Here is an 18,456-nt window from a genome sequence, read left to right as displayed (position 1 = left end):
ATAGCATGACACTGCGCCGCGCTATCTTGACGTCTAGAGGGCCGGGCCGAGGCGTGCAAGCGCGGTGCCGATGGCGTCGTCGTGTTCAGGTTCGACCGTGCGCAGATCGAGCACAACACGTTCGCCGTCGATTCGCGCGACGACCGGCGGATTGCCGGCTCGCAGCCGCGCCGCGAGCGCATCGGGCCGCTCGCTCCTGCGCGCAAGGCCGATCGAAGCGATGCGGGCGTGCGGGAGCGAGCCGCCGCCGACGCGCCCTTCGGTTTCCACGACGTCGAGCGCCGGAACCGTTGCCGCAATGCGCGCGGCCCGCGCACGCAAGCTCTCGAGCGAGAGTGCGAGCATGCGATAGAACGGAATCAGCTCGCGCGATTCTTTGCTTGCGTACAGACGCAGCGTCGCCGAGAGCAGCGCCAGCGTCACCTTGTCGACGCGCAGTGCGCGAAGCAACGGATTCGAGCGCAGGCGCGCCACGTGCGCGCGTGTGCCGGCAATGATGCCCGCTTGCGGCCCGCCCAGCAATTTGTCGCCGGAGAACGCGACCAGCGAGATGCCGTCGGCGAGCGCGTCCTGTACGGTGCGTTCGTGCGGAAGTCCGTACTCGCGCAGGTCGACCAGGGCACCGCTGCCGAGATCTTCGACCACCGCGACGCCCATGCGCCGTCCGAGCGCGGCCAGCTCCGCCGGCGCCACGTCGTGCACGAAACCTTCGATCGAATAGTTCGATTGATGCGAGCGCATCAGCAGCATCGTCTTCGGCGAGAGCGCGCGTTCGTAGTCGTGGAGGTAGATTTTGTTCGTCGTGCCGACTTCGATCAATCTCGCGCCGCTGCGAGCCAGCACGTCGGGCAGGCGGAAACCGCCACCGATCTCGATCAATTGATTGCGCGCGAGCACGACCTCGCCTCCGCGCGCGAACGTATCCAGAATCAGCAAAATCGCTGCAGCGCAATTGTTGACCACGAGCGCGTCCTGCGCACCGGTGATGCGGCGCAGCAGCTCACCGGCATGCTCGTAGCGCGAGCCGCGTTCGCCCGCGTCCAGATCGAATTCGAGATTCGAATATCCTTGTGCGATCGCGCAAGCTTGGTCGAATGCGGGTGCGGCGACCGGCGCCCGGCCCAGGTTCGTGTGGAGGAGAACGCCGGTGGCGTTCACCACCGGGTGCAAACTCGCCGACGCGTGCGCTTGAAGCCGGACGAGCAGGTGCTCCACGATCGCCTCGAACGGTGCCGTGCTCTCGGCCGCACGCACGCGATCGAGCTCGGCCGCGATCAGCTCGCGCAACGCATCGCGCCCCACGAGAACCTCGTAGGGCGCAACGGACGGATCTTCGAGCAGTTTGTTGACGGCCGGGATCTGACGTTTAGACATGGGAAAAACGGAGGCTTTCGTTCAGGCCGAGGCGCGGAACGGCGCGGTTTGCTCCAGCAAATAAGCCGTTACGCAACGAAGGCATGGACGAAAGCATGCGTTTTTACGCTACGTGCTTAGCCAGCATCCCCGTAATGACGTTTTCGGGGACGTATCCGACGATACGGTCGACCGGCTTGCCGTCCTTGAACAGGATCAGGCACGGGATACCCGAGACCTGGTACTGGCCGGCGATGTTCGGATTGTCGTCGGTGTTCAGCTTGACGAACTTCGCCTTGCCGCTGTTCGCCGAAGCAACCTTCTCAACGACCGGCGAGAGCATCTTACACGGGCCGCACCACGGGGCCCAAAAATCGACGAGCACCGGCTCTTTGCTGCCGAGCACCTCGTCCTGGAAATTCGTCTGGCCGACGTCTGCTAAAGCACTCATGGGTTGTAGAATTCTTACCTCCGGCTCCCTCAACCCTTGAGCCGCCTGGCGAGGTTGCGTGCATGAGCGGACTGATCGACCGGCTGTTCCTCGCAGGAGCCGCTCTGGCGGTTCTGACCGCGTGCGGCGGCGGAGGCATTCAAGCGCCAAGCACATCGGCGCCGGTTTGCTCCGTGGGCGCGACCGTGGCGGCAAGCTCCGCCGGGGGCACCCTTAGTTTTCCTGCGGTAGCGGGCGCCTCGGGATCGATCGTCTACACAGCGGTTGGACGCAATGCGAAGACGCAGCTCGCGTTCACGACCACGCCGAATCAAACACTGACGCTCGCCTCGCAAATCAGCGCCGTGCTGCCGACCGGCATCACACCAAGCGGACCGTATGGAATCCAGATCTTCCAGGGATACGGTGCAAGCATGTACAGCGAGGAGATCGGCGCAGCGGTTAGCGGCAACGTGATCTCCAGCTTCGGCACGGCGGGCCTCATCCTCGACGCGGGTCAGACGTACATTCCCGAAATCGTTCAGAATCCCGATATCAGCCAACTTCCTCCGCCGTCCGGGCCATAGCGAGCCTGGATGCAAAGAGCGCGACATTCGAAAGTCAGGCCTCGCGGATGTCGGCGCCCCCCACCGCATGAACTAGTTGCCGCTCCTGACCATCAGGATCTATGTGCGCGGCAATCCGCAACCCCGAAATTGCCTTACGCGTCAACCCTGTACGCGTAACCGAGAAGAGGCGCGCAAGGCCCCTTCCTTCGCTGCTTTTGTTTCTATATGCGGCGCTCGCAGCACCAGGCCGCCGGCGATACGCACGCTCAGCTTTACCGGACCTGCTCCGTAGGCGCCCCGCTGCTCCTTCTACGTCTATGGCCCCATGCCGACCTGTGGGCATGGAGGTTTTGTGCAAGGCTTGATGCTCGGAATAGGGGTGGGCGCCCGCGTCGGCGTCGGCGTGGGCGCTGGCGGTAGGGGCGCAAAGCCGCCGCTTGCGGCGCGTTGTGTGATGCCGTCGGAATTCCAACCGACAGGCAGCGCGATGCCGTCGTACGTTTCATACGGACCATATCCCGTCGGCCCGTAGTTACTTTGCGCGTACAAGCTGCTTGGATAGTTTTGCGCTCCACCGTAGTAGAGCCCAGGGTCGTTTGAAGTGTCCAACGTGCAAAGCGATGTACCCGATACGCAGTTGCTCGCCCAGTTTCCGAAGGCTACCTGAAGCCAATTGATATCGTTGTTCCCGATTCCGTTGGCGCTCACACCGAAATAGGAACCGTCCGGGTCTGGTGTTGCAACCGGACCACCATCGGGTCCGGTCTGGCCAAGTGCGGTCACTTGAGATACCGAGCACTGCTCGCACGGCGTTTGATTTCCAAGCGGGTCTGTGCCGGGTCCGCTAATGCCCACTGTAGGAGCGGGCCCGAATAGCCACGACGGGTCTGAAGGTGTGATGGCCGTTTCATTCACCCACACAGATTGCGGATCGTATTGTGAAGCATCTCCTATCATTGTGTACGTAAAAGCGCCGCTTTGAGTAAGGCCATGAGCAATGAACACATTTTCGCCGCAGTACTCTCTATTTGACGCGTTAATCAGTGACTCATATCCGTTCCCGCCGTAGGTGCTGGAACGGAGATACGGATCTAGCGTCGACCCGTCGGGTGTGAAGACGCCGCCCTCGACTTCGCTTGCGCCGTTAACGCCGGTGACTTCAAAATAAGCAAGCCCGTCTTCTCCCGGTTGAAGACTCGTCGAATAGCACGGGATGTTTACGAATGCCCAGCCCCCCGTAAAGCCACAAATAGACACCTGCCGAACGTAGGCTCCGCCTGAGGGATTTGGCGGGTCAGGAGGACTACACGAGGATACATAATCCATCCGATGGGTCGACGAAGCGGCCATGGATTGCTGCAGCGACGCCGATGCCATTGTTCCTCGCGTTACTGTCGCGTATTGAAGAAGCGCCGGGTTGTTGCTTATGAGCTGCCCGCTGCTGCTCATGTAGATGAAATCGCCGCGGAGGTTCGGCGGCATGAGTCTCATTAAGGTGTGGGCAAGCGTACGGTTCGCACCAGTAACCGAGGGATCGATATACGTGTCGATCTGTGCATCTGTAAGTGTTTTTGCCTGGGCCGCCGCAAAGTTATCCGGTACTAGCGGCTGCGGGCCAGCTACCGAATATCGCGTGATGGATTCGGTACCGCTCTGATTCGGACCGCCTACCGTTGGCAAGGATGACTGCCTTCCCGATGAACAGGCCACAACCAATACCAACGTTCCAGTGATGAGGGCGATTTTAGAGAGAGGGTATCTTCGCATAAATTCCTTTCGTGGCACCGGTTTTGCCTGGCGAGTGACCTCAGGCCAAGAGGAAGTATCAGGAGCTAGTTAGGGTATTTTGACCATGGCGTTGCGTTCTTGTTGCCACCATCATGCGGAATCCATGGCCGTGGTGCCTCATAACAACCAATCATCGCGCCAATTCCGTTATGAATGTCTGCTGGCACGTAGAACGCGTTGCACGCCCGGGCGTTGAGAGCGCCGAACTGGGTGCCCGAACAGACGCCATCGCGAGCGTCAAAGACGATGAACGGCAACGACCCAGGAGCGTTGACAGTGAACATTAATGTCTTCGAATGCACGTAGACTTGAATTGCATGAATCATCGCGAGATTGCGCGCGCTAAGTTTTGGAACGCCCGGCTTACCGATGTCAGCGACCGGATAGCTCGCCGGTCCGGTGTCGCCGCCCAAACGACAAGCCGTGCCAAAACCAATCCGCACGGCGCGGACCCTATTGTCGGCTGCACCCGGCGGTCCCGACGATTCATCAGATGCCCGCGCTCCAGAGTGACACGCCGTCATTAAGGCAAGCATGGCGCTAAGGATGCCGAATTGTATGCGCATCGCCGCTAGCACTCCGACCGAGCGCCGTAGGGGCCCTCGATGATTGCCAATCAAAGTCTCGACTCCTCAACCGCAAGCCGAAGTCTCTAAGACGGAAGGACGCGCCAAAATAAACGGAATCCATGCCTGCCCACACCTCGGCGAACAGACCTAATATAGCAAGCCCAGGTAGGAACCTGCAATGAGTCTATTGTCCTACATTAGGTCAAAGAACTGCTCCATTCGGACCGCCGCTGAAGGCAGCACACGGGGCTTAAACAGCGTCGGAAAAATATTTCTCTGCGGCAAGGCGAACAAGCCGACCACACAACGCAGATACGTCGGTGTGCCTAGCCCTCGATCTCTGCCGGCTCGCCGGTGATATCGGTGACCTGTTCGGCCTGCTTGCCGAGGTTCGTGATCGCGATGACTTCGTCGCCCTCGCCGAGGCGCTGCAGCCGGACGCCCTTGGTCGAACGCCCGGCCTTGCGGATGTCGGCGACTTTGAGCCGAATCACCTGATTGCCGCTCGTGATCATGAGGATCTGGTCCTCCGGCGCGACCATGATCTGATCGAGCACTTGGCCGATGTCTTCGCGCTCGCGCGCGAACGCCTTGACACCTTTACCGCCGCGCGAGGTGTGGCGATAATCCTCGATCGGCGTGCGCTTGCCGAACGCCTTCGAGGTAACGAGCAGCACTTCGCGCCGTTCGTCTTCGATCACGTCCATCGCGACGATCGTATCGCCCTCGTCGAGTGTCATCGCCTTCACGCCGCGCGCATTGCGGCCCATCGGCCGCACGTCCCTCTCGTTGAAATGCACGGCCATGCCGGCCGAGCTTGCCAGGATGATGTCGTGCGTGCCGTTCGAGAGGTCGACCGCCAGCAGTTCGTCGCCGTCGTCGAGGTTGATCGCGTTGAGGCCGTTGCGGCGCACGTTGGCGAACTCGGAGAGCGGGGTCTTCTTGATCACGCCCTTGTCGGTTACCATCACCATGTAGCGCCCAGCCACGAATTCGTGGATCGGGAAGACCGCGGTAACCTCTTCGCCCGGCGGGAGCGTGAGCAGGTTGACCAGCGCCGTGCCGCGCGCGGTGCGCGTCGTATCGGGGATCTCGTAGCCGCGCAAGCGATACGCGCGACCCTTGTTGGTGAAGAAGAGCACGTGATCGTGCGTCTTGGTCACGAAGAAGTTGCGCACCACGTCCTCGCGTTTGAGGTTCGCGATGCCGGTCACGCCGCGGCCTCCGCGGTTTTGCGTGCGGAAGGTATCGATGCCGACGCGCTTGATGTAACCGCCGACCGTATACGTGACGACCACGTCGACGTTGGGGACGAGCTGCTCCATCGAGATCTCGTCCTCGGCCGGCTGCACGTCGGTGCGGCGCTCGTCGCCGTATTTCTTTTTGAGTTCGAGCGTCTCGCTCTTGACGATTTGCGCGACGCGCCGTTCGCTGCGCAGAATATCTTCCAATTCTGCGATCGTCTTGAGCAGCTCGGCGTACTCGTCTTCGATCTTCTGCCGTTCGAGACCGACAAGCGTGCGCAGACGCATGTCGACGATCGCTTGCGACTGAATGTCGGAGAGCTCGAAGTGCGCCGAAAGTTTCGTCTTGGCTTCATCGGCCGTCTGACTGCCGCGCACGATCTCGATGACCGCATCGATGTTGTCGAGCGCGATCCGGTAGCCTTCGAGCAGGTGCCGGCGTTCCTCGGCTTTACGCAGATCGTAGCGCGTACGCCGCGTGATGACGTCTTTGCGGTGGGTGATGAAGTGCTCGAGCAGCTGCTTGAGGTTGAGCACCTGCGGTTCGAGCGCGACCGAGCCGTCAACGCGCCGCTCGCCCACCGGCACCAGCGCGAGCATATTGAAGCCGAAACTCGACTGCAGCGGCGTGTGCTTGAAGAGCTGGTTGAGCACGACTTTCGGCGTCGCGCTCTTCTGCAGCTCGACCACGACCTTCATGCCCTTACGGTTGGAGAGATCGTCAAGCCGCGCGATGCCCTGAATTTTCTTCTCGGTGTGCGCTTCGGCGATCGCCTCGACGATGCGGCCTTTGTAGACCTGATACGGAATCTCCGTGATCACGATCTTGTGGCGGCCCTTCTCCTCGATGATTTCGGCTTTGCCGCGCATCGTGATCGAACCGCGGCCGGTGCGATACGCTTCGCGAATCGCTTCGGTGCCGAGAATGGAACCGCCGGTCGGAAAGTCCGGGCCCTTGACTAGGTTGGCAAGGTCGTCGTCGCTCGTGTTCGGATCGTCGATCAGCAGCGCGATCGCATCGGCGATCTCGCCTAAGTTGTGCGGCGGAATGTTGGTCGCCATGCCGACCGCGATACCGCTCGAGCCGTTGAGCAAGAGTTGCGGGAGCCTGCCCGGCAGCACGCTCGGTTCGGTTCCCTGGTTATCGAAGTTGGGAACGAACGGAACCGTTTCTTTTTCGATGTCGGCGAGCATCTCGAGCGCGACGCGCGCAAGCCGTGCTTCGGTATAGCGGTAGGCTGCCGGCGAGTCGGGGTCGATCGATCCGAAGTTGCCGTGTCCGTCGACCAGCGGGTAGCGCAACGTGAAATCTTGCGCCATGCGCACGAGCGCGTCGTAGACCGAACTGTCGCCATGTGGGTGATAGCTCTTGAGCACCTCGCCGATGATACCGGCGCACTTGCGGTGCTGTTTGGTCGGATCCATTCCCATGTCGCGCATCGCGTAGAGGATGCGGCGCTGCACGGGCTTGAGGCCGTCGCGCACGTCGGGCAGTGCCCGCGAGGCGATGACCGACATGGCATACGAGAGATAGCTCTCCCGCATTTCGTCTTCGACGTTGACCTGTTGAACGATATCGTTGTGCATTATTTAAAAGAGCCGCGCCCAAAACGCGACTGCTCGCCCAGCCGGCTGTGCGGCGTGGGACCCCTTTCTCCTGAAAACAAGCTTCCTTAAATACCTTCGCTTTTTAGGGGCTTTCTTCCCACACCGGAATGCCCTCGTCGTCGACGCCCTCGACTGCCAGATCGTCAAACGAAATCGCGCCCCGCGGAAGGGCTCCCGGGGCCGGTTCGGCCGCAAAAGCATCGGCCTCACTGAGGGCCGCCGAGGCAAAGGCCGAATCGGCCTCGTCTTCGCGGACGTCGAAATTGACGGCCGGGCGCGGAACGCGCGGCGAGGGCTGCGGACGTTCGACCGCAGGGGACGCGGCGGGCTGCGTAGGCGCGCGCTGCACCTCGACCGCGGCTCCAATCCGCGACTTGGCCGCTTTGGCGGCGGCTGCGATCAAGGCCAGGTGGTCTTGGACGGACTGCTGCAGCTCGGATGCGAAATCGCCGCTCGACATGCCCGATAGGTTCGCCGCGCCGGCACGGCAGACTTTCCCCTCGTTGCCCGCCTTTGAAGCCTTTGCGGAAGAATTCGCGCGCGCGCTGCAGCCGGGCGACGTGATCGCGCTCTCGGGCGAACTCGGCTCAGGAAAAACGACCTTCGTCCGGGCAGCCGTGCGGGCGCGCCATGGGCAGGATCAGACCTCGAGTCCAACCTTCACGTTTTGGCACCGCTACGCGGGGGAACCGCCGATCGACCACCTCGACCTCTACCGGGTACAAGACCCGGCGGAACTCCGGGAACTTGGTCTGGACGAGGTTTTCGACGCGCGTTCGATCGTCTTCGTGGAATGGTGGACCCATGCGCCCGGTCTTCTGCCGCTGCATCGGTACGAGATCACGATCGCCGGATCGGGCGATTCGCCGCGCATCGTCGACGTGAACGTTCCGTGATCGTCCTCGGTTTGGACGGCGCGCTCGGCGGCTTCTCGGCGGCCGTCGCACGCGAAGGTGCGGTGCTGGCGGCGCGGGCGCTCGACGGCGCGGTCGCGCTCGAATCGGGCTTGGGCTCCCTCGCCGACGTCATGCGGGACGCAGGGGTCGCACCGTCCGCGCTCGACCGGCTCGCCGTTGGAATCGGCCCCGGCGGGTTCACCGGCCTGCGCATCGCGGTGACGTATGCGAAATCGCTGGCCCAAGCATGGGAACTGCCGCTCGCTCCGATCTCCTCGTTCGACGCGCTCGAATTCGGGCGCCCGCTGACGACCGTGCTGACGGTGGTCGTCGGCCGAACCGGCGTCATCTCCGCCCGCTATCGCTCGCCGGGAGGCCTTGCGCGCGCCTCGGGGCGGATCGGCGAGGTCCTCTTCGAGGTTCTGCGGGACGCGGCACCGGGCGAATTGCCGGTGGTCGGCGCGCCGGAGGACGTGCTCTGCGCCCTCGCCGAAGGCGGGTGGGTTGTGAATGCCATGGCGCCGCTCGTGACGCCGCCCGCAGCAGCCGTCGCGCTCGCGGGTGCGCATGCGTGCGTGGCTGCGAGCGCGCACGAAGTGCGCGCCGATTACGGTGAGCGCGCCGCCGCGAAGGTTCCTCGCTTCGTTTCCACCCGACGGACCCGATGAAAGCCGAACTCTCGCGCGCACCGGCAGAACGCCCCGAGCCGCTGACCATCTCACCGATGACGCCCGCCGACATCAGCGACGTATTGACGATCGAACGCGCCTCCTTCGCAACCACCTGGCCGGCCGACGCCTTCTATAACGAGTTGCACACCAACAAGTTGGCGCACTATTTCGTCGGACGGATAGCGGGTAAGATCGTCGCGTACGGCGGCATTTGGGTGATTTTCGAGGACTCGCACATTACGACGATCGCGGTCGATCCCGCGCTGCGCGGCCGGCGCTACGGCGAGAGGTTGGTGCTGTATCTGCTCGATGACGCGATCGCGCGCGGTGCTTCGTGGATGACGCTCGAAGTGCGCGAGAGCAACGTCGGGGCACAGCAGCTCTACCGGAAATACGGCTTCACCACGGTGACGACGCGCAAGGGCTATTACAGCGACAACAACGAGAACGCCATGGTGATGTGGGCAGGCAACCTCAAGGGCGAACTCTTCCGCGCGCGCCTGGACGCGCTGCGCTCGCGTCTGGCATAGCGACGCTGAGATACGCCGAATTCGCGCGCTCGGTGCGCGCGCATCTGGACCAGGGGCACCGCTTCGATCACGTCGTGCGGGTCGCACGCTGCGCCGATCTCCTCGCCCAGCGGCACGGCGTCGACGCCGGCAAGGCGCGCACCGCCGCGATGCTGCACGATTTGGCGCGGCTTTATTCCGGAGAACGGCTGCTGGCGGAGTGCGAACGGCGCGGCCTGCGAATCGGTGAATTCGAGCGGCGCAACCCAATCGTGCTGCACGCACCGCTCGGCGCCGCGCTGGCGCGCGAACGGTTCGATATCGACGATCCGCAGGTTCTCTCGGCGATCGAGAAGCACACGTTGGCCGATGCGGAGATGTCGCCGCTGGACTGCATCGTCTATCTTGCAGACTCACTCGAACCCGGGCGCAACTTCGAAGACCGGACGCTGCTCTGGCAGCTCGCGTTGCGTGATCTGCGCGCCGCGATGGCCGCGACGATCGCGCGTTCGATCGAATATCTTTCCGAACAAGGGCGCGAACCGGCGCCGCAAACGCTGGCCGCGCTGCGCGCGTTTACAACCGACACGACGGAGGGGCTACCATCGCTGAACTGATCGACGTCGTACGCGACGCCGCGCTCGATAAAAAGGGCGAAGATTTCATCACCATCGACGTGAGCGGGCGCACGATCCTCGCCGACGCGTTCGCGATCGTGACCGGACGGTCGAAAATTCAAACCCGCGCGATCGCCGATTCGATCGTCGAGGGCGCGCGCAAGGAGGGCTTCAGCGTCACGCGCGTTGAGGGCTATGCCGACGGCGCGTGGATCCTGATCGATCTCGGAAACGTGATCGTCCACGTTTTCGTGCCGGAGCAGCGCCAGTTCTACAATCTCGAGCGCCTCTGGAGCGAGGTCGAGAAACGCCGGGCACACGGTTCATGAGCAACCGCGTACGTGTCACCCACGAGACCCGCGCCCGGCGAGCCCGGCGCGATTTCTGGAAGCGCTTTTTTATCTGGGCCTTCATCGTGCTCTTCGCCTTCAGCGTAGCCGGCGGCGTGATCGCGATCGCCCTGGTGCGGTGAAACACGCCCGCCCCGGCAAGATACTAGGAATCGGAGGATCTTCGTGAACGCCAAAGTCTTCGTGCAAACGCTCGTTTCCCTGGCGGCCGCGGCGCTGATCGCCGGGCTGCCGGCCGCCGCAGCGGCCACGCCCGTGCAGGACGGCGCGGGCCTCTTCTCCTCGTCCACGGCGGCGCAGCTCGACCAACAGATCGAAGCGTTCACCGGCCAAACCGGTAAGCAGGTCGTGGTCGTCACCGTACCCTCGCTCAACGGCGTCCCGCTCGCGCAAGCCGCCCAAGCTTCGTTCCAGCAGCAGAATGTGAACGGCGTGCTGGTCTTCATCGCCAAGGACGATCGGCAAGACATCATCCTCACCGATAACGCGACGGCGCAGTTCTTCCCCACGCCGACGATCGTGTCGATCCGTCAGTCGATGGAAGCGCAGTTTCGCGACGGCGATTACGACGGCGGCGTCACGACCGCCGTCAACGGGATCCTCAACGTTTTCCGCGCGCATCTGAGCAGCGCGCCCACCAACGGCGCGGCGCAAAACTACCCCGCCGCTCCTGCTGCGACGACGCTCGCGCCGAGCAGGCGTTACGGGCCCCATCTCAGCGTCTGGACGCTCGTCTTTCTGGTCGTGATCGGCTACCTGGTCCTGCGCTCGATTTTCCGGCCGCGTTACTATGGTGGACCGGGCGCACCCGTCGGCCCCGGCGGGGCACCGGGAGCAGGCGGATCGGGCTACGGCGGCCCCGGTTACGGCGGCTATGGCTACGGACCGGGCTATTACGGCGGCGGCGGATTTTGGAGTGGATTGCTCGGCGGACTCGGCGGTGCGTGGCTGGGCAACGAAATGTTCGGCAACCGCGGGACGACCATCGTCGACCAGCCGGGAGGCAACATCATGCCGGCCGGTCAGGGCGGCTCGTGGGGCGGCGGCGATGCGGGCGGATGGGCGAACGATGCGGGGCAAGCCGATATGGGCGGTTCGAGCAGCGGCGACTGGAGCGGCGGAGGCTTCGGCGGCGGCGGTTTCGGTGAGGGCGGCGGGTTTGGCGGTGGCGGCTTCGGGGGCGGGGATTCGGGCGGCGGATGGTGAGCGTGAGGGCTACACGGTCAGGGTGCTCGCCGCTCGGCTAACCCGTTCGGGGGAAACGTCATACCTCACGCCCACCAGTCCTCCGGTTAATGTGGATTGAGAACAGCGTAACGAATGGCGAATGCAACGTTAAGCTGCGTTCGCCATACTTTTTACCATGGCCAGACTCCTCATGTGCGCGCCGACCCACTTCGGGGTCACCTACGATATCAATCCTTGGATGACGCGCCACGTCGGCGCGGTGACGCGGGATGCGCAGCGACAGTGGGAGCGTTTGGCGGCACTGTTGCTCGACGTCGGGGCGGCGACGATCGAACTCGTCGAGCCGCAGCCCGGTCTACCCGACATCGTGTTCACCGCCAATGCCGCGCTGATCAGCGGGCGGCTTGCGGTCATGAGCAGCTTTCGCTACCCGGAGCGGCGCGGCGAAGAGACGCGGTATCGCGAGCGGCTCTCCTCGCTCGGCTACGCGACGACGATGCTCGAGGATGCATTCTTCGAAGGCGCCGGCGACGCGCTCTTCGACCGGCGCTTGGCGCTGCTCTATTTCGGCTACGGTTGGCGCAGCGATCGCGCCGCCGCCGCGCAACTGGAACGTCTGTGCGGCACGCGCGTGATCGGGCTGCGATTAGTCGATCCGCGCTTCTATCACCTGGACACGTGCCTGTGTCCACTGACGAGCGGTCACGTGATCGCATTCATGCCCGCCTTCTCGCAGAAATCGCAAGCGCTCTTGCGCATGACCCTGGGCGAGTATCTCATCGAAGTCGATGAGGGCGATGCGCTCGGCTTTGCCTGCAACGCGGTCGAGATCGGTGACGCGATCGTGCTGCATCGCGCGAGCCGCGAGCTACGCCGGCGTTTGGATGCAGCGGGCTACCGGGTGTTCGAGACCGATCTCTCCGACTTTCATAAGGCCGGCGGATCGTCGAAATGCCTGACGCTCAAACTCGACGATGGGCCGGTGCGAAAGACTAGGGCGAGATCAGCGTGAGGGTCTCCGGGTCGAGATGATAGATGCCGGGGACGATTTTGCCGTTCGGGAGGGCGCAGATTTCGCTACCGTTCGGCTCGAGAATTTCGACGAGATTCGGTAGTCCGCACCGCGTTTGCGTGAGACCGTAGCGCTGCAGGAACGGCGCGCCCGGCGCCGGCGGGCTCTCTACTGTCACGTCGGCGTTTGAATTCGAATGGTCGTGCGACCCGTGCGGCTCGTGCGTTTGCTGGGCGCCGCCGGTGACGACCGGCGTGCGCGGTTGAGGACGGGGCAACGGCAGAACCGGCGCCGGAGGCACCGGTCGCGGCGCGCCGTGAGCGTCACCGCCGGCGTTATTTTGTGCAGCGCCTCCGCTGCTGCTGCGAGCATCACTGCCGCCACCGCCGCTGCTGCGAGCATCACTGCCGCCACCGCCGCTGCTTTGCGCAGTGCCGGCCCCGACGTGGTCGGATGCGCTTGCCGGGAGTAGGGCGGTAACGCTCAGCGCGACCGTAAGGATCGATGCCGTGACAACGTTCAGGTTTTTCATGCTGACTCACCTCGTATCTTCAACCCGAGCGTACGCTCCGGACCTGATAAGAAGTCGCCTGATTGCATGAAAGATGGCTGATAAAGCCGCCTAGGGGTGGTGCGGCGGATGGTGTGAGCTGCGAAAGTCGCGATCGAATTTCGCGGGGTTGCGCTGGAAATCAGATTGATGCGCGCGATACCACTTCGGATCTTGATGCTGGTACCACGCCTGTGCCGTCGCGTTGTTGACGTAATGGCGATGACCGCCGTTGACATAATAGTACTGATGCTGGGTTGAATCGTAGATGAGCGTGCCGACGATCGCGGCGATCGCGATCGCGGCGGCGGTTGAAGCCGTGTTGGCCGCGGCGACGACCGGCGTCGCCAGGGAGCTGCCGATCCCAACGCAAGCCGCAATTGCCGCACTGCGGAAAAATAGGCGGGTCTTCGTCATGTTGCCGTCCTTATTAAAAGAAAAACGAGTAAGACGCTGCTTGTCTTACCCGTGGAAAGGCTTCTGAAAACGGCGCAGAGTAGCTGCATGTATGCGACGCTCACTTTGCCTTGCGCTTGCCGCGCTTTTCATGCTTTCGACGGGTGCGCTTGGTGCATCAACACCGGCCACAGGATTGGCACACGTCGACAGCTCGTACCTCACATCGCTCTCATGGCGCCTCATCGGTCCATTCCGCGGCGGGCGCGTGCTCGCGGTTACCGGCGTCCCCGGTCAGCCGGACCATTATTATTTCGGAGCGGTTGACGGCGGCGTGTGGGAGAGTACGAATGCCGGGCGCACTTGGAACCCGATCTTCGACGGTGAGGACGTCGCTTCGATCGGGTCGATTGCCGTAGCGCCGAGTGACGTACGCACGATCTACGTCGGCAGCGGCGAGTCGGACATGCGCTCCGACATCGCGCACGGCAACGGCATGTACAAGTCGGTTGACGGCGGGAAGACGTGGTCGCACATCGGTCTGGACGACACGCGTCAAATCGGCTCGATCGCCATCGATCCGCGCGATGCCAACGTCGTGTACGTCGCCGCACTGGGCCATCAATACGGCCCGAACGCGGAGCGGGGCGTGTTCAAAACGACCGACGGCGGCAAAACGTGGACAAAAGTTCTGTACAAAAACGAGAACACCGGAGCGATCTCGCTTTCGATCGACCCCCAACATCCCGACGTCGTGTACGCGGCGCTGTGGCAAACGCGCCGTCCACCGTGGAACACCTATCCGCCCTCGAACGGTCCGGGCGGCGGTCTGTACAAGACGACCGACGGCGGTAAGACGTGGACGCAGCTCACGAACGGACTGCCCAAACGCGTCGGCCGCATCGGCGTCGCGGTCTCGCCGAGCGATCCGTCGCGTGTCTACGCGCAAGTCGATACCGGTCCGAACGTTGCCGCCGGCGGCATCTACCGCTCGGAGGACGGCGGCCGGACATGGGCGCACATGGCGGGCGGCCAAGCGCAGCAGCGGCTCTGGCAGCGCGGCTGGTATTTCGGCCGCATCACCGCCGACCCGAAAAATCCCGACGTCGTGTACGTGATGGATACGGCGACCTACCGTTCCACCGACGGCGGCAAGACGTTCGTCGCCATCAAAGGTTCACCGGGCGGCGACGATTACCACACGCTCTGGATCAATCCCGACGATCCGACGCACATGATCTTGGGGAGCGATCAAGGGGTAACGGTTTCGCTCGACGGTGCGAAGACGTGGAGTTCGTGGTACAACCAGCCGACGGCGCAGCTCTATCACGTCATCACGGACAATCGCTTTCCGTACTGGGTCTACGGCGCGCAGCAAGACTCGGGCGCAATCGCGGTGCCGAGTCAATCGATTCACCAGAATATTTCCTTCATGGATTGGCGCCCGATCGACGTCGGGGGCGAAAACGGCTACATCGCGCCCGATCCCAGTCATCCCGGCAAACTCTTCGGCGGCAGCGACACGGTCACGTATGAGGACCTCGCGACCGGTTGGGAGCAAAACATCGATCCGCAGACGGCCTATCCCGATCGCGTCTGGCGCCACACGTGGACGCTGCCGCTGGTCGTCTCGCCGGTCGATCGTACGCTCTACACCGCGCGCCAGCAGATCTTTGCATCACGCGACGCCGGAAAAACATGGACGATCATCAGCCCGGATCTTACCGGCCCGGCCAGCGAGGATCAGCCGTCCAATCTCGACCCCGCAACGCTCGCCGACAACAGCGGCCAGCCGCGGCGCGGCGTCGTCTATGCGCTCGCGCCCTCGCCCTTCGATGCCAAAACGCTTTGGGCCGGCACCGACGACGGCCGCGTGTGGATCACCCGCGACGGCGGCGTCCAGTGGAAAAACATCACGCCGCCGCAACTGCGGCCGTGGAGCAAGGTTGGTATCATCGAGGCCTCTCGCCTCGATCGCAACACGGCGTACATCGCAGTGGACCGGCACCGCCTCGAAGACGACCGTCCCTACATCTACGAGACCAGAGACGGCGGGGCGCACTGGCACGCGATCGTGAACGGTATTCCCGACGGCTCCTTCGTGCGCGTCGTACGCGCCGACCCGACGGTGCGCAGCCTCCTCTATGCCGGCACCGAGTTCGGCGTGTACGTCTCGTTTGACGACGGCGCGCACTGGCAGCCGCTGCAGCGGAATCTGCCGGTGACTTCGGTACGCGACATCGACGTGCACGCCGGTGACCTCGTGCTCGCGACGCATGGACGATCGATGTGGATCATGGACGACATCGAGCCCTTGCGTGAGATGGCACGTGCGGTGAACGCCGCAGGGAACTATCTGTTCACGCCGCGCTACACCTACCGCATGTTCCGCGCCGGCGGCGTCGGAGGCGGAATCGCGGATGAAGGTACGCCGATCCAGCCCGACGATCCGCAAGCTCCCAATCCGCCGCTCGGCATGTACGTGGACTACTACCTGCACGGCGCGCCGTCGACCGCGGTCGTGCTCACCTTCATCGGTCCGCACGGCAATGTGGTCCGGCGCTACTCGAGCGCGGACAAACCCACGATCATCGATCCCTCGACCGTCGACATCGCGCCGCGCTGGATTCCCAAGCCGGTGACCGTGAATACCGATCCGGGCGCGCACCGGTTCGTATGGGATTTCTCCACCCGTCGCGACGGCGGACCGCTCGCGCCGCCGGGCGTCTACACGGTGCAGCTGAGGGTCGACGGTCACACCTTCTCGCGCAAAGTCACGCTCGCGCGCGATCCGCGCACGAACGCGACGAACGCCGATCTCTGGGCTCAGTACGATTTTGCCAACGCGATCGAAGATCGGCTCGCGCAAATCAGTGCCGCGCAAAAGCATGCGCACGCGCTGCTTGCCGGGGGTAAATTGCCTTCCACGGTTGCAGCGTCGGTGCGGCGCGACATCCTTGGCGAGCGGCCTCCCGGCGACCCGGACGACTCGGTCGGAAAACCGGCGACCGACTTCACCTCGCTGCGTTTTCTCGCCCGATCGTTCAGCGCGCTCGAAGGGGCGGTGGAAAGCGCGGATGCCGCACCGACGCACGATCAGCGCGCCGGATACGGCATCCTCACTCGTTCACTCGATCAGACGATCGCGAAATTGGGGAAGCTCTAGCGACGGCCGCGTCACCGGCCCGCCAGCGTCGCGTCGTACCAGCGCACCAGATCGTTGCGGTAAGCGACCAGCGCGTTCGGGTTCAGGTAGATCATGTGACCTGATTGATAGAACCCGAACGTGATGTTGCGCTGCAGCGGCGGTGCGAGGCCGAGGTGGTTGAGCGTGTATTCGGTCGCGAAGAACGGCGTTGCGAAGTCGAAGTATCCGTTCGCCGAGAAAACCTGCAAGTGCGGATTCTGCGTCATCGCGTCGGCGAGGTCGGGTGCGACGTTGGTAGGCGGATCGTCGCCGTTGTGGTGGAAGTCCCACCTCGCGCCGAGCAGGCCGCCGTACGAGACCGGGCGGTAGGGAATCAGCGAATCGTAGTGGAGCGTTCCGGTGATGTAGCTGTGGAAGGCGCCGACGAACGCGCCGTCGATGCCGACGTCCGACGGATCCCAGTCGGGGTAGTTCGAGAGCTGATCGGTCGAGTAAGTTTCGTAGCGGGCGTCGTAGCGGCCGATCAGCGTGTTGTCCCCGCGCAGCAGCTCCTTGAGATAGCGGAAGTACGGAACCCGCAGGTTCGAGTCACGAATGTACGTTTCCGAAAGCCCCAGGTAATAGTGCATGCGCGCGACGTCGGCGTTGAACTCGCCCGCAGCCAAGTTCGAGCCCATCGCCAGATCGTGCAGGTAGGTTGTGCTGGCGAACTGCTCGGCACCGCGAACGAAGTTCGCCAACGACGCTCCGGCGCCGGCCTTATGGTGATACCACGCGGTCGCCGCCTCGGTCGGGAAGTAGAGCACGAAGCCCCAGTCCCCGCCGCCCACCGGATTACCGCCGGCGAGTCCGCCCAGATTGAAGTTCAAGATCGAGGATTGCAGAACGACGCCGCTCATCTCGACGCCCGCTTGCTGCAACATGTTCACGAGCACGCAATCGCGCGTCGTTCCGTAGCTCTCGCCGAATAGAAACTTCGGCGAATTCCAGCGGCCGAATCGCGAGATGTACCGCTCGATGAATTGCGTGAAGGCGCGGCCGTCCTGATCGACGCCCATGAAATCCGACGGCTTGCCGGCGCCGTAGACGCGGCTGTAGCCGGTGTTGGGCGCGTCGATGAAAACTTCGTCGGTTACGTCGATCAAGCTGTACTGATTCGGAAGCAGCTGATACGGCGCCGGGCCGGTCGGTGCGCCGTTGGTCACGTGCACGCGCACGGGCGCGAACGAGCCCATGTGCAGCCAGATCGTCGAGCTTCCCGGACCGCCGTTGTAGAAGAACGTCACCGGCCGCCGGGCGGGATTCGCGCCGTCCTTCGTGTAGGCGACGTAGAACATTCGCCCGGTCTCGTCGTTCGTGACCGGATCGTGCAGCACGATCGTTCCGGCGCGGGCGGTGTAGGCGATGCGCCGGCCGGCAACGGTCACGACGTGATGCGTCACCGCATCCGGCGTATATGGTGCGGGAGCGATCGTGGGCGAGGGTTTGGGCGCCGGCGCGGCCGCCACGAGAAACGCAGCTGCCAGCAAGGCGCAAATCGAACGAGTGATTTTCATCG

Annotated in this window: 19 protein-coding genes; 10 read left to right on the top strand and 9 right to left on the bottom strand. The window is 63.5% G+C overall.

Annotation, left to right across the window (positions count from 1 at the left end; all coding sequences use genetic code 11):
• Window positions 1–33: 33 nt before the first annotated feature.
• Window positions 34–1,374, bottom strand: a complete 1,341-nt coding sequence (selA, locus tag VMF11_03375; protein HTU69339.1) for an L-seryl-tRNA(Sec) selenium transferase — start codon at window positions 1,372–1,374, stop codon at window positions 34–36.
• Window positions 1,375–1,477: 103 nt separating this feature from the next.
• Window positions 1,478–1,804, bottom strand: a complete 327-nt coding sequence (gene trxA, locus VMF11_03370; protein ID HTU69338.1) for a thioredoxin — start codon at window positions 1,802–1,804, stop codon at window positions 1,478–1,480.
• A gap of 62 nt (window positions 1,805–1,866) precedes the next feature.
• Here trxA and VMF11_03365 point away from each other — a divergent pair, with 62 nt between their 5' ends.
• Window positions 1,867–2,370 (top strand): hypothetical protein, encoded by a 504-nt coding sequence (locus tag VMF11_03365; GenBank protein ID HTU69337.1) that lies wholly within the window; start codon window positions 1,867–1,869, stop codon window positions 2,368–2,370.
• Between the two features lie 297 nt (window positions 2,371–2,667).
• On the opposite strand, the gene VMF11_03360 is transcribed toward VMF11_03365, so the two are convergent.
• The 4 genes from VMF11_03360 to VMF11_03345 all read right to left on the bottom strand — a co-directional run bounded on the left by VMF11_03360 (window position 2,668) and on the right by VMF11_03345 (window position 8,021).
• Complete coding sequence (locus VMF11_03360) at window positions 2,668–4,032, bottom strand: hypothetical protein (GenBank protein ID HTU69336.1); 1,365 nt, start codon at window positions 4,030–4,032, stop codon at window positions 2,668–2,670.
• A 152-nt stretch (window positions 4,033–4,184) separates the two neighbouring features.
• Window positions 4,185–4,706, bottom strand: a complete 522-nt coding sequence (locus VMF11_03355; protein HTU69335.1) for a hypothetical protein — start codon at window positions 4,704–4,706, stop codon at window positions 4,185–4,187.
• A 329-nt stretch (window positions 4,707–5,035) separates the two neighbouring features.
• On the bottom strand, window positions 5,036–7,540 hold the full coding sequence (gyrA, locus tag VMF11_03350; protein HTU69334.1) for a DNA gyrase subunit A: 2,505 nt from the start codon (window positions 7,538–7,540) through the stop codon (window positions 5,036–5,038).
• Window positions 7,541–7,643: 103 nt separating this feature from the next.
• Complete coding sequence (locus VMF11_03345) at window positions 7,644–8,021, bottom strand: hypothetical protein (protein HTU69333.1); 378 nt, start codon at window positions 8,019–8,021, stop codon at window positions 7,644–7,646.
• Here VMF11_03345 and tsaE point away from each other — a divergent pair.
• From tsaE to VMF11_03305, 8 genes are all read left to right on the top strand, one after another.
• Complete coding sequence (gene tsaE, locus VMF11_03340; GenBank protein ID HTU69332.1) at window positions 8,020–8,457, top strand: tRNA (adenosine(37)-N6)-threonylcarbamoyltransferase complex ATPase subunit type 1 TsaE; 438 nt, start codon at window positions 8,020–8,022, stop codon at window positions 8,455–8,457. The two genes, VMF11_03345 and tsaE, sit on opposite strands and share 2 nt — an antisense overlap.
• Window positions 8,454–9,125, top strand: a complete 672-nt coding sequence (gene tsaB / locus VMF11_03335) for a tRNA (adenosine(37)-N6)-threonylcarbamoyltransferase complex dimerization subunit type 1 TsaB (protein HTU69331.1) — start codon at window positions 8,454–8,456, stop codon at window positions 9,123–9,125. The genes tsaE and tsaB overlap by 4 nt, the downstream gene beginning before the upstream one ends.
• Complete coding sequence (gene rimI / locus VMF11_03330; protein HTU69330.1) at window positions 9,122–9,658, top strand: ribosomal protein S18-alanine N-acetyltransferase; 537 nt, start codon at window positions 9,122–9,124, stop codon at window positions 9,656–9,658. The genes tsaB and rimI overlap by 4 nt, the downstream gene beginning before the upstream one ends.
• A 32-nt stretch (window positions 9,659–9,690) precedes the next feature.
• Window positions 9,691–10,254, top strand: a complete 564-nt coding sequence (gene yqeK / locus VMF11_03325) for a bis(5'-nucleosyl)-tetraphosphatase (symmetrical) YqeK (GenBank protein HTU69329.1) — start codon at window positions 9,691–9,693, stop codon at window positions 10,252–10,254.
• Entirely contained in the window at window positions 10,155–10,583 is a 429-nt protein-coding gene (gene rsfS, locus VMF11_03320) for a ribosome silencing factor (protein ID HTU69328.1), read from the top strand. Before yqeK ends, rsfS begins: the two co-directional genes overlap by 100 nt.
• Complete coding sequence (locus VMF11_03315) at window positions 10,580–10,726, top strand: hypothetical protein (protein ID HTU69327.1); 147 nt, start codon at window positions 10,580–10,582, stop codon at window positions 10,724–10,726. Before rsfS ends, VMF11_03315 begins: the two co-directional genes overlap by 4 nt.
• Window positions 10,727–10,769: 43 nt before the next feature.
• The gene (locus VMF11_03310) at window positions 10,770–11,810 is read left to right on the top strand and encodes a TPM domain-containing protein (GenBank protein HTU69326.1); all 1,041 of its coding nucleotides are present in this window, start codon (window positions 10,770–10,772) and stop codon (window positions 11,808–11,810) included.
• A 157-nt stretch (window positions 11,811–11,967) separates the two neighbouring features.
• Window positions 11,968–12,804, top strand: a complete 837-nt coding sequence (locus tag VMF11_03305) for an arginine deiminase-related protein (GenBank protein HTU69325.1) — start codon at window positions 11,968–11,970, stop codon at window positions 12,802–12,804.
• On the opposite strand, the gene VMF11_03300 is transcribed toward VMF11_03305, so the two are convergent.
• Window positions 12,785–13,336, bottom strand: coding sequence for a hypothetical protein (locus VMF11_03300; protein ID HTU69324.1), 552 nt, complete (start codon window positions 13,334–13,336; stop codon window positions 12,785–12,787). The two genes, VMF11_03305 and VMF11_03300, sit on opposite strands and share 20 nt — an antisense overlap.
• Window positions 13,337–13,426: 90 nt before the next feature.
• Window positions 13,427–13,771 carry a hypothetical protein gene (locus tag VMF11_03295; GenBank protein HTU69323.1) on the bottom strand — a complete coding sequence of 115 codons (345 nt, stop codon included), beginning with the start codon at window positions 13,769–13,771 and terminating at the stop codon, window positions 13,427–13,429.
• Between the two features lie 91 nt (window positions 13,772–13,862).
• Between VMF11_03295 and VMF11_03290 the strand changes: the two genes are divergently transcribed.
• Window positions 13,863–16,916, top strand: a complete 3,054-nt coding sequence (locus VMF11_03290) for a hypothetical protein (GenBank protein ID HTU69322.1) — start codon at window positions 13,863–13,865, stop codon at window positions 16,914–16,916.
• An 11-nt stretch (window positions 16,917–16,927) separates the two neighbouring features.
• Here VMF11_03290 and VMF11_03285 read toward each other — a convergent pair whose 3' ends face one another.
• Complete coding sequence (locus VMF11_03285) at window positions 16,928–18,454, bottom strand: hypothetical protein (GenBank protein ID HTU69321.1); 1,527 nt, start codon at window positions 18,452–18,454, stop codon at window positions 16,928–16,930.
• Between the last annotated feature and the right edge of the window lie 2 nt (window positions 18,455–18,456).

This window comes from Candidatus Baltobacteraceae bacterium, from assembly GCA_035502855.1.
Classification (GTDB): domain Bacteria; phylum Vulcanimicrobiota; class Vulcanimicrobiia; order Vulcanimicrobiales; family Vulcanimicrobiaceae; genus Aquilonibacter.
This window is presented reverse-complemented; position numbering and strand designations above follow the sequence as displayed.

Bases quoted from the DNA above. Each gene is read 5' to 3' on its own strand.
- VMF11_03295 (HTU69323.1), bottom strand. From the start codon at position 13,771: ATGACGAAGACCCGCCTATTTTTCCGCAGTGCGGCAATTGCGGCTTGC.
- VMF11_03290 (HTU69322.1), top strand. From the start codon at position 13,863: ATGCGACGCTCACTTTGCCTTGCGCTTGCCGCGCTTTTCATGCTTTCG.
- VMF11_03365 (HTU69337.1), top strand. From the start codon at position 1,867: ATGAGCGGACTGATCGACCGGCTGTTCCTCGCAGGAGCCGCTCTGGCG.
- VMF11_03315 (HTU69327.1), top strand. From the start codon at position 10,580: ATGAGCAACCGCGTACGTGTCACCCACGAGACCCGCGCCCGGCGAGCC.
- rimI (HTU69330.1), top strand. From the start codon at position 9,122: ATGAAAGCCGAACTCTCGCGCGCACCGGCAGAACGCCCCGAGCCGCTG.
- VMF11_03300 (HTU69324.1), bottom strand. From the start codon at position 13,336: ATGAAAAACCTGAACGTTGTCACGGCATCGATCCTTACGGTCGCGCTG.
- VMF11_03285 (HTU69321.1), bottom strand. From the start codon at position 18,454: ATGAAAATCACTCGTTCGATTTGCGCCTTGCTGGCAGCTGCGTTTCTC.
- selA (HTU69339.1), bottom strand. From the start codon at position 1,374: ATGTCTAAACGTCAGATCCCGGCCGTCAACAAACTGCTCGAAGATCCG.
- trxA (HTU69338.1), bottom strand. From the start codon at position 1,804: ATGAGTGCTTTAGCAGACGTCGGCCAGACGAATTTCCAGGACGAGGTG.
- tsaE (HTU69332.1), top strand. From the start codon at position 8,020: ATGCCCGATAGGTTCGCCGCGCCGGCACGGCAGACTTTCCCCTCGTTG.
- VMF11_03345 (HTU69333.1), bottom strand. From the start codon at position 8,021: ATGTCGAGCGGCGATTTCGCATCCGAGCTGCAGCAGTCCGTCCAAGAC.
- VMF11_03355 (HTU69335.1), bottom strand. From the start codon at position 4,706: ATGCGCATACAATTCGGCATCCTTAGCGCCATGCTTGCCTTAATGACG.
- gyrA (HTU69334.1), bottom strand. From the start codon at position 7,540: ATGCACAACGATATCGTTCAACAGGTCAACGTCGAAGACGAAATGCGG.
- VMF11_03305 (HTU69325.1), top strand. From the start codon at position 11,968: ATGGCCAGACTCCTCATGTGCGCGCCGACCCACTTCGGGGTCACCTAC.